Origin of the sequence: Anaeromyxobacter sp. SG66, assembly GCF_022690805.1 — a bacterium.
GTDB lineage: Bacteria > Myxococcota > Myxococcia > Myxococcales > Anaeromyxobacteraceae > Anaeromyxobacter > Anaeromyxobacter soli.
This window is the reverse complement of sequence record NZ_JALCZC010000086.1, coordinates 1-8584: the sequence shown is the minus strand read 5'-3', so window position 1 is coordinate 8584 and position 8584 is coordinate 1. Positions and strand designations below refer to the sequence as shown.

8 protein-coding genes are annotated in these 8584 nt (G+C 74.9%); 3 read left to right on the top strand and 5 right to left on the bottom strand.

Annotated elements, in window-relative coordinates:
* Nucleotides 1-109 precede the first annotated feature (109 nt).
* Both MNZ39_RS18470 and MNZ39_RS18465 read right to left on the bottom strand, forming a co-directional pair.
* The gene (locus MNZ39_RS18470) at nt 110-1432 is read right to left on the bottom strand and encodes an OmpA family protein (protein WP_242340557.1); all 1323 of its coding nucleotides are present in this window, start codon (nt 1430-1432) and stop codon (nt 110-112) included.
* Complete coding sequence (locus MNZ39_RS18465; RefSeq protein WP_242340556.1) at nt 1429-1728, bottom strand: DUF4398 domain-containing protein; 300 nt, start codon at nt 1726-1728, stop codon at nt 1429-1431. Before MNZ39_RS18465 ends, MNZ39_RS18470 begins: the two co-directional genes overlap by 4 nt.
* A 148-nt stretch (nt 1729-1876) precedes the next feature.
* On the opposite strand from MNZ39_RS18465, the gene MNZ39_RS18460 reads away from it, so the two are divergent.
* Nucleotides 1877-2143: a GlsB/YeaQ/YmgE family stress response membrane protein gene (locus tag MNZ39_RS18460; protein ID WP_242340555.1), complete on the top strand. Its 267-nt coding sequence runs from the start codon at nt 1877-1879 to the stop codon at nt 2141-2143.
* Between the two features lie 53 nt (nt 2144-2196).
* On the opposite strand, the gene MNZ39_RS18455 is transcribed toward MNZ39_RS18460, so the two are convergent.
* The 3 genes from MNZ39_RS18455 to MNZ39_RS18445 are packed head-to-tail and all read right to left on the bottom strand — an operon-like array spanning nt 2197 to nt 6175.
* Nucleotides 2197-3864 (bottom strand): right-handed parallel beta-helix repeat-containing protein, encoded by a 1668-nt coding sequence (locus MNZ39_RS18455; protein ID WP_242340554.1) that lies wholly within the window; start codon nt 3862-3864, stop codon nt 2197-2199.
* The gene (locus MNZ39_RS18450) at nt 3864-4844 is read right to left on the bottom strand and encodes a PEGA domain-containing protein (protein WP_242340553.1); all 981 of its coding nucleotides are present in this window, start codon (nt 4842-4844) and stop codon (nt 3864-3866) included. The genes MNZ39_RS18455 and MNZ39_RS18450 overlap by 1 nt, the downstream gene beginning before the upstream one ends.
* Nucleotides 4841-6175: a serine/threonine-protein kinase gene (locus MNZ39_RS18445; protein WP_242340552.1), complete on the bottom strand. Its 1335-nt coding sequence runs from the start codon at nt 6173-6175 to the stop codon at nt 4841-4843. Before MNZ39_RS18445 ends, MNZ39_RS18450 begins: the two co-directional genes overlap by 4 nt.
* Before the next feature lie 164 nt (nt 6176-6339).
* On the opposite strand from MNZ39_RS18445, the gene MNZ39_RS18440 reads away from it, so the two are divergent.
* Both MNZ39_RS18440 and MNZ39_RS18435 read left to right on the top strand, forming a co-directional pair.
* The gene (locus MNZ39_RS18440; RefSeq protein WP_242340551.1) at nt 6340-7272 is read left to right on the top strand and encodes an FHA domain-containing protein; all 933 of its coding nucleotides are present in this window, start codon (nt 6340-6342) and stop codon (nt 7270-7272) included.
* 86 nt (nt 7273-7358) lie between these two features.
* On the top strand, nt 7359-8584 hold a 1226-nt coding region (locus MNZ39_RS18435), incomplete at its 3' end, for a sigma-54 dependent transcriptional regulator (protein ID WP_242340550.1).

The following is an 8584-nucleotide window of genomic DNA, read 5'->3' as shown; positions in this document are numbered from 1 at the left end:
CCGAGGCGGACGAGGACTGACGGCCGTCGCCGCCCGGGCCGGTCCCTGCCGCGCGGCGCGCGCCGGCGGCCTGCGGCGGGCGCTGCCGCCCGCGTGAGGCCCCGGCGCGCTACTCCAGCGCGACGATCCGGAACTCCGTGCGCCGGTTGCGCGCGCGGCCGGTCACGGTCTTGTTCGAGGCGATCGGCTTCGTCGGACCGTACCCGACCGCCTCGATGCGCTCGGGCGAGATGCCCTTCGAGATGAGGTAGTCGAGCACCGCCTCGGCGCGGCGCTGGCTGAGCCGCATGTTCGCGGCCTCGGTGCCGACCGCGTCGGTGTGGCCCTCGATCGAGATGCGCATCTTCGAGAAGTCGCGGAGCACCTGGACGACCTGGTTCAGGAGCGGAAACGAGTCGGGCAGCACGCGGAACTTCGCGGTCGCGAAGTGCACCTGCTGCTTGATGTCGATCTTCTCGCGCCGCACCTCGACGAGCGTGTACTTCTTCGGGCAGCCGTCGGGCGGCGGCCCGAACTGCGCGGGGCACTTGTCGAGCCGGTCCGCCAGCCCGTCGCCGTCCGCGTCCGCGTCGGGACAGCCGCCGTTCTCCTTCGTGCCGGCCTTCTGCGGGCACTTGTCCTCGGCGTCGGCGATCCCGTCGGAGTCGGAGTCGGGACAGCCGGCGAGCACCTTCAGGCCCGCGACGTCGGGGCACGCGTCGGCGGGGTCCGTGACGCCGTCGCCGTCGCGGTCCTTCACCGGGCAGCCGCGCGCCTCGATGGGGCCCGGCTCGAGGGGGCACGCGTCCGCCTTGTCGACGATGCCGTCGCCGTCGTTGTCGGCGTCGGGGCAGCCGTCCTCGTCCTGGAACCCGTCGCGATCCTCGGGATCGAGCGGGCAGCGGTCGATGTCGTCGGGCACCCCGTCGGAGTCCGAGTCCTTCGCCACGGGGCAGCCCTGCGACGCCTTCGGGCCGGGTTGCGCCGGGCACGCGTCGTCCGCGTCGAGCACGCCGTCTCCGTCCGCGTCGGGGCAGCCGCCCGTCTCCGGACGCCCGGGGAGCTCGGGGCAGCGGTCGTCGACGTCCGGCACGCCGTCCTTGTCCGTGTCGGTCTTCTCGATCCGGACCGCCGGCTTCTCGTCGCGCTTCGCGATCGTGACCTGCGTCGGGCCGCAGCCGCGGGAGAGCTCGAGCGCGCGCTTCACGCTCGCCTCGGAGGCGTCGAGGTGCTCGCGCGCGCGTGCGCCGTGGCCGGTCGCGGTCTCCCGCTCCGCGAACTCCACGTTCGCCTCGGCGAGCGCCAGGTCCCGCGGCGCGCACTGCAGCGCCCCGGAGGCGCGGGCCTTCGCGATGTCGGCGCGGGCGACCTCGGCGTCCGCGCGCAGCTTGCCGCCCGCCGCGCACCCGGTCGCGAGCGCCAGAACGAGCCCCGCCGCCACCCGGCGGCTCACAGCGACTCCTCCGACCGGTTGGTCGCCGCGGACGCCTTCTCGCGCGCCGCGCGCGCGAGGTCGCGCGCCCGCTCCGCGTAGTCCGCGGACACCTCGTACTGGGCGCGCCCGGCCGCCTCCCGCGCCTTGTGCAGGTAGGTCTCGGCCCCCGTGTACTCGTAGGTCGCAGTCTTCGGGGCGCCCGCGGCGCGGGCAGCCTCGACGGCGACGTCGGCGTCGATGAGGGAAGCGGTCGACTGCACCGGACCGCAGGCGCAGAGGCCTGCGAACGCCAGGACGGCGGGGAGGAGCCGCACGGGTGGAACCCCTTTCGCGAAGGCCGAGCGACGCTACCCGCGGGGGGCAGGCGAGTCAAGGAAGGGTCCCCCGGACCGCCGGCCTCCGGGCGCACGGGCGAGCCCGGCCGGGAGGCGCGGCCCTAACTTGCCGGCGAGGGAGGAGAACATGGGAATTCTGGCGTGGATCGTTTTCGGCTTCATCATCGGCCTGCTCGCGCGCGCGGTGGTCCCGGGCAAGCAGGGGATGGGCCTCGTGATGACGACGCTGCTCGGCATCGCGGGCTCGCTCATCGGCGGCATCGTCGCGTCGGCGCTCACGGGCGGCAACAGCACCGGGTTCCACCCGAGCGGCTTCATCGGAAGCCTCATCGGCGCGGTGGTGCTGCTCCTCATCGCCGGGTTCGCGACGCGCCCGCGCCGGCGCGTGGCGTAGCGGCGCTCGTGCGCGGCGCGTCCCCGAGGCGAGGGGGGCGCGCCGCGGAACGTTCACTTCGGGTCGGGTGAGCTGCAGTCGAGCACTGCGGGGAGCATGCAGTACCACGGGGTCCCGGCGAGCGACACCGAGCCCCCGAAGGCTTTGAAGTCCGTCGCTTGCGCGGGGAAGACCTGGCCCGAGCCCCACGCGATCCTGCTCGCGTCGGCGGGCGCGTCGATGACGACGAGTCCGCGGTACGAGACGATCGACCCCGAGGAGCTCGGATCGTAGCAGCCGAAGACCGTGGTGTCGGTGCTGGTCGTCCCGCAGGCCGTGGCGCCGAGCGGCCAGGGGCCGCTCGACGAGAGCATCACGAGCACCTGGTCGCCGCGGTTCGCGTAGACCCGGTTCCGCTCGAAGCGGAAGTCGCCAGCGGCCGGCGGCGGGGCGCCGATGAGCACGATCCCACCGCACTTTCGAGTGGTGCCCGTCGAGTTGACATAGGTCGGCGGACCCCAGACCGTGGCCGACGCGCCGATGCCGTTGCCGAAGATCGTCGAGTCGACGATGAACAGGCGCGTCGTGTTCATCGCCGCGATCCCGGTGTCGTCGTTGCGCAGCACCTTCACCGCGTTGAGCTCGAGGGCGGCGTCGTTGGTGGACGACCCGGCCTCGATGCCCATCCCCGCGTTCTCCTCGATGGTCACGCCGTCGAGCTTCAGGACGCCCTGCGTCAGGTGAGCGCCCCGGCCGCTCTGCCGGAGCGCCCCGCGGAGGAAGGTGGTCGTGACGGCAGGATTCGCCGCCTCGACGTGCAGCGCATCCGTCGCCATCCCCGCGATCACCACGTCGGCGGCGGTCACGCCGCACGTGTCCTTCACGCTCAGCCCACGCGCGAGCTTCTTCTGGTCGTCGGTCGCGGACGTCCCCCGCAGCGCGACCGATTGCAGATTCACCGGCGCGCTCGAGCCGTCGCACGCGAGCTCGAGGGCATCGACATCGCGCGTCGCGTCGCCCACGACGTTCTCGATCGCGAAGCCGGCGAGCGTCGCACCCGCGTGCATCCGCACCGCCGCAGTGGCCGCCGCGTCGTCGAGCAGGATCGCGTACTCCGCGCCCGAGCCGGAGGAGTCCGAGGTGAGGGTCACGCCGGCGGGGAGGTCGAGCGGCAGCACTTCGCCGGTGGCGCTGCCGAATGCGACGTGCTCGCCCGAGGCGCCGCCCTTGGCGATCACCGTGCCGCCGGCCGGGGCGGCGACGCCGATGGCCTCCGTCAGCGAGCGGAAGCGGCACTGAGCGGGCGTGTCTGCCCCCGTCGGTGCCGGGCCGCCTCCGTCGACGGAGCCCGGCGCGGCCACGACATACTGCGCCCCCGCGTTCGCCGGACACTCGCAGCTCGGCGCGCCGCTCTTCTCCCCGCACACGAGGCCCTCGGCGCACGTGGTCCGCGTCACCCACGCGCCGCACACGGGATCCCCTGTGGCGTCGCACTGCTGGATCTTGCCGGGCTCGCCTGGCGCCGTCGCCCCAGGCTGGAGGGGCTTGCAGCGGACCGCGTCCGGCGTGCAGAGCGCGCAGGAAGACGCGGCGGCGCGCTTGCTGCACCTCTGGTCGAGCCCGCAGCCCTGGCCTCCGGGACAGTCCTCGGTGGCCTGGCCGAGGCCGCGGCACGGCGCGCCCTCCACGTCGACCTGGCAGGCCGCGAGCGCGAGGAGGACGAGCGGGAGGAGGCGGCGCATCAGAACTTCTTCTCCACGAAGAACAGGGTGACGCTGGCCGCGGCGGCGCTGCCCGCCACGACGAACATCGTGTTGGCGCGGTGCGCGCGCGAGGTGGCGTCCGAGACGTGACCGGTCGCGACGGCCCCGTTCGCCTGGCTCATGCCGTCGATGGCGGACTCCGCCTGCCGCGCGGACCAGCCGAAGTAGCCGCCCGTCGCGGCGGCGGCCACCGCCGTGCCCGCCGCGATCCACGTGTAGATCCGCCGCTTCTCCCGCGGCTGCGCAGCTGCGGCGCTGGCACCCACGCCGAGGGACGGCCTGCGCGCGGCGGTCCGGGCGGCCTCGGGCCGCGCCGCCAGATCCGGCGCCGGGGTCGTCTTGGCGGGGGGCGGAGCGGGCTCGGCGGGCGAGACGCTCTTCGCCGCGGCGGGCGGCGGCGGCTGGGCGGGGCGGAGCTGCACGTCCACCACCTGGGCCGCGCCGGCGCTCATCGCGATCTCCTGCTCGAGCCGCTCGTGCCCGGCGAGCGCGAGCGCCACGTCGTAGCTACCCGGCGGCAGCACGAGGTGGAAGGGGGTCACGCCGCGGACGCGGCCGTCGATGCGGACCTCGGCGCCGGGCGGGTCGGAGTACACGATGAGCGGCTGCGCCCCCGTCGCGGCGAGCCGCTCCTCGAGCTTCTTCACCGCGGCGCGCACCACGGCGCGGTCGTTCGCGTCGGGCGCCTCGCGCAGGTAGTCGTTGTAGCTGCGGATCGCCGCCGGCCACTCGCCGAGCCGCTCGCGGCACTGCGCGATGTTGTAGTGGATCGCCCCGGCGGGCTTCAGCCGGTACGCCTCCTCGAACTGGGCGATGGCCTCGCGATATTGCCGGGCGCGGTACAGCTCGGCGCCCTTGCGGAACCGGGCCTTCGCGTCGGCGACCTCGTCCGCGCGGCCGGCGGCCGGCGGGGCGAGCACCGCGAGCAGGAGCAGGATGGCGAGGAGGCGGCGGATCATTGGAAGGGGTCCGGCTTCAGGTCCTTGCCCTCGGCGGCGTAGGGATCCTTCACGTCACCCGGTGCCGGGCGAGCGCGCGCGCGGAGGCGGACGGGGACCGGCGCGGCGCCGCGCTCGGGCAGGAGCTCCGCCGCGGGGGTCACGGCGAGCGATCCTTGAACGCGCGCGCGGTCAGCGGAGTCCAGGGGAGCCGAGACGGTCGAGGGCGATGGCGGGGTAGAGGTCGCGGTCGCGGTCGGGGTCGGGGTCGAGGTCGCGATCGCGGTCGGGATCCCTCGCCTCCCCTCCCCCATCAGCCACCACCCTCCCGCCAGCGCGACGCCGAGCACCGCCACCACGCCTACCGCCGCGAGGGTCCTCGTCCGGCGGAGTCGTGGGGCGGGCGAGCGGACCTCCGCCCCGGTGAGGGCAAGGGTCCCGCCTCGCGAGCGGCTCGCGCCGCGAGGTCGGCCTGGGGGGCGGAGCGGGCCGTCGGACCGCGCGGTCCCGATCGCGTGCCGGAGGCTGCTCGCAGTCGCGAGCGCCCCGCGCAGCCGCGCGATCTCCGCGGCGAAGGCGGCCATCGTCGGGTGCCGGTCCTCCGGCCGCTTCGCGAGCGCGCGCAGGACGAGGGCATCGACCTCGGGCGGCACGGCCGAGTTGCGCCGGCTCGGCGGATCCGCGAGCTGGGTCTGCGCGGCGACGAGCGTCGCGATCTCGGTGGGCGCCTCGATGGGCAGCGCGCCGGTGAGCATCTCGAAGGCGAGCACGCCGACGGCGTACACGTCGGCGCGGTGATCCACCGCCCCGCCCGTCGCCTGCTCCGGCGCCATGTACTCCGGCGTGCCGATGATCGCGCCGGCACGCGTCAGCCGCTCGCAGCCGGGCGCCGCCGGCACGTGGGAGATGCCGAAGTCGAGCACCTTGACCTGCTCGTCGCTCGTGCCCGCGCGACGCACCACGAACACGTTCTCGGGCTTCACGTCGCGGTGGACCACCCCGCGGGCGTGCGCCGCGCCGAGCGCGCGGCAGACCTGCTCGAGGAGGGCGAGCGCGCGCTCGACGGGGAGCGGCCCTTCCTCGCGGAGGATCGCGCCGAGGCTCCGGCCGTCGAGCGCCTCCATCACGTAGTAGAGCGCGCCCTCGTCCTCGCCGCCGAAGTCGACGACATCGACCACGTTCTCCTGGCCGATGCGGCTCGCGGCGATCGCCTCGTTGCGGAAGCGTTCGGCGAGCTCCGGATCGCCGCCGAGATCCGCCCGCAGGACCTTCAGGGCGAACCGGCGCTGCAGCACCGTGTGCTCGCACAGGTAGACCGTCCCCATGCCCCCTTCGCCGAGGCGGGATAGCACGCGATATCGATTTCCGAGGACGCGCCCGAGCATCCGTTCCGGCGCCGCTCCGGACGGGTCGCGCTCCCGGGGTCCCTCTGGTGGGCGCGAGGCGGCCATGACGCGTTCACGGGTAGGGTATCATGGAAGCGGCGGGCCGGAAGTTCGGCGCCGGGGGAGCGGCCTTGTCCGAGATCGTCGTGATGAACGGGGTCTGCGCGGGGACCGTCTTCGTGCTCCCCGACATCCCGACCGTCCTCGGCCGCTCGCCCGAGTCGCACCTCCAGATCGGCGACCCCTGGATCTCGAGCATGCACGCCATGTTCGAGCGCCGCGGCGAGGAGGTCTGGGTGATCGACCTCGAGAGCCGCAACGGCACCTTCGTCGGCGAGGAGCGCGTCGGCGAGGCGCAGCTCGACGACGGCGCGGTGGTCCGCTTCGGGCGCACCGAGATCCGCTTCACGGCGCGGGCCGGCCGGGGGGCGCCGGCGCGCACTCCGCGCGAGGAGCGCATCCGTCCCGACGCGCAGCGCGACACCATCCGCTCGGAGGGGACGATCTCGGCTCGGGTGCTGGCGGCGCGCGAGCCCGTGGCCCACGAGCCCGCAGTCGACCCGCACACGCTCGCCGTGCGGCCGGTCGTCGTGCTCCGGATGTCGCTCCACGCCGTGCGCATCGCCTCCTCGCCCGACGTCGCGGGCCGGGTCCGCGCGGCCGTCGACGCCGCCGCGAGGGCGGCGCTGAACGAGGGCGCGATGGTCGGGAGGCTCGCGTCGGTCGGGGTGCTCGCGCTCTTCGGCGTGACCTCACCGCGGGCCGACGACGCCGCCCGCGCCGTGCAGGCGGCGCGCACCGCCCGCGGCGCGGTGCGCCGGCTCGGCGGCATCGACCTCCGCGCCGCCGTGGACGCGGGACCGCTGCTCGCCGGCAACGCCATGGGGCCGACCGGCGCGGACATCGCGGCGCTCGGCGCGGCGGCGGACCGCTGCGAGCGGCTCGCCGCCCTGGCGCTACCCGGCGAGATCCTGCTCGGCCCGGGCGCGGCGGGAGCCGCCGGCGAGGGCGTGACGCAGCGCGAGCTCGACGGCGCCGCCGTCGAGGTCGTGCGGGACGATTGAACGGGGGCTGCGCCCCCGCCCCGAAGACGGCTGAGCGACTGCCGTTCTTGCATTGTGTGCCGTTTCGGCAGTAGAAGGTCCTCTCCATGCCAGAGCTCACTCGTCCCGGCGCCGGGAGCGCCTGTCTCGTCGTGGCGCCCGTGGGTGCGCCGGGGCTCGTGGACGTCCTCGCGCACGCCGGCTTCACGGTGGTCGCGGCGACGTCCGAGCGCGACGCGCTCGACGCGCTCGAGCAGACGCCGTTCGCGGCGGTGTACGTCTCCCAGTCCCTCGGCCTCCCGGCCCTCGCGCGCGTGGTCGCCGCCGGCGGGCAGCGGCTCGGCGAGGCGCCGATCATCGTGCTCGGCAGCTCCGGGACGGTCCAGGAGGCGGTCGACGCCATGCAGCTCGGGGCCACGGACTACGTCGCCCCGCCGTTCGACCCCGACGCCGTGCTCCGGCGCCTCGGCCGCGCGCTCGAGCGCTCCGTGCCGCCGCGCCGCGAGCCGTTCCCCGCCGGGCTCCTCGGCGTCGTGGGCACCTCTGCGGCGATGCGGCGGCTGCACGACTCCATCGACAAAATCTCGCGCTACAAGAGCAACGTCCTCCTCCTCGGCGAGAGCGGCACTGGCAAGGAGATCATCGCGCGGGCGCTCCACGAGCGCGGCCCGCGCCGCCAGCACCTCTTCGTCCCCGTGAACTGCGCCACGCTCGGGCGCGACATCCTCGAGAACGAGCTCTTCGGGCACGAGCGAGGGGCGTTCACCGGCGCGAACGAGCGCAAGAAGGGGCTGTTCGAGCTCGCCGACGGCGGCACCTTCTTCCTCGACGAGATCGCCGAGATGGATCTCTCGACGCAGGCGAAGCTCCTGCGCGTCCTGGAGCGCAGCGAGTTCCGGCGCGTCGGCGGCACCGCCAAGGTGAAGGTGGATCTCTCCATCATCGCGGCGACGAACCGCGATCTCGAGGAGGCGATCGCCGCCGGCCGGTTCCGCGAGGACCTCTACTACCGCCTCAAGGTCGTGACGCTCGTGGTCCCGCCCCTGCGCGATCGGCGCGAGGACATCCCCCCGCTCGTGGACGCGTTCATCGCGGACTTCAACCGCCGCACGGGCGGGCGCATCGCGGGGGTCGACCCCGAGGCCCTCGAGTGGCTCGTCGGCTGCGACTGGCCGGGCAACGTCCGCGAGCTCCGGAACGCGGTCGAGGGCGCGTGCGTGCTCGCGCCCGGCGAGGTGGTGAAGCTCGCCGACCTGGCGGAGCGCGTCGAGCGCCGCGAGCGCCGCCCCGCGGCCCGCGCGCCCGCGCCCGCGCGCGCCGCCCCCGAGCCGGC

What these genes read in the sequence shown, in the direction of transcription:
- MNZ39_RS18460 (WP_242340555.1), top strand. Translation starts at nt 1,877, where the DNA reads ATGGGAATTCTGGCGTGGATCGTTTTCGGCTTCATCATCGGCCTGCTC.
- MNZ39_RS18455 (WP_242340554.1), bottom strand. Translation starts at nt 3,864, where the DNA reads ATGCGCCGCCTCCTCCCGCTCGTCCTCCTCGCGCTCGCGGCCTGCCAG.
- MNZ39_RS18450 (WP_242340553.1), bottom strand. Translation starts at nt 4,844, where the DNA reads ATGATCCGCCGCCTCCTCGCCATCCTGCTCCTGCTCGCGGTGCTCGCC.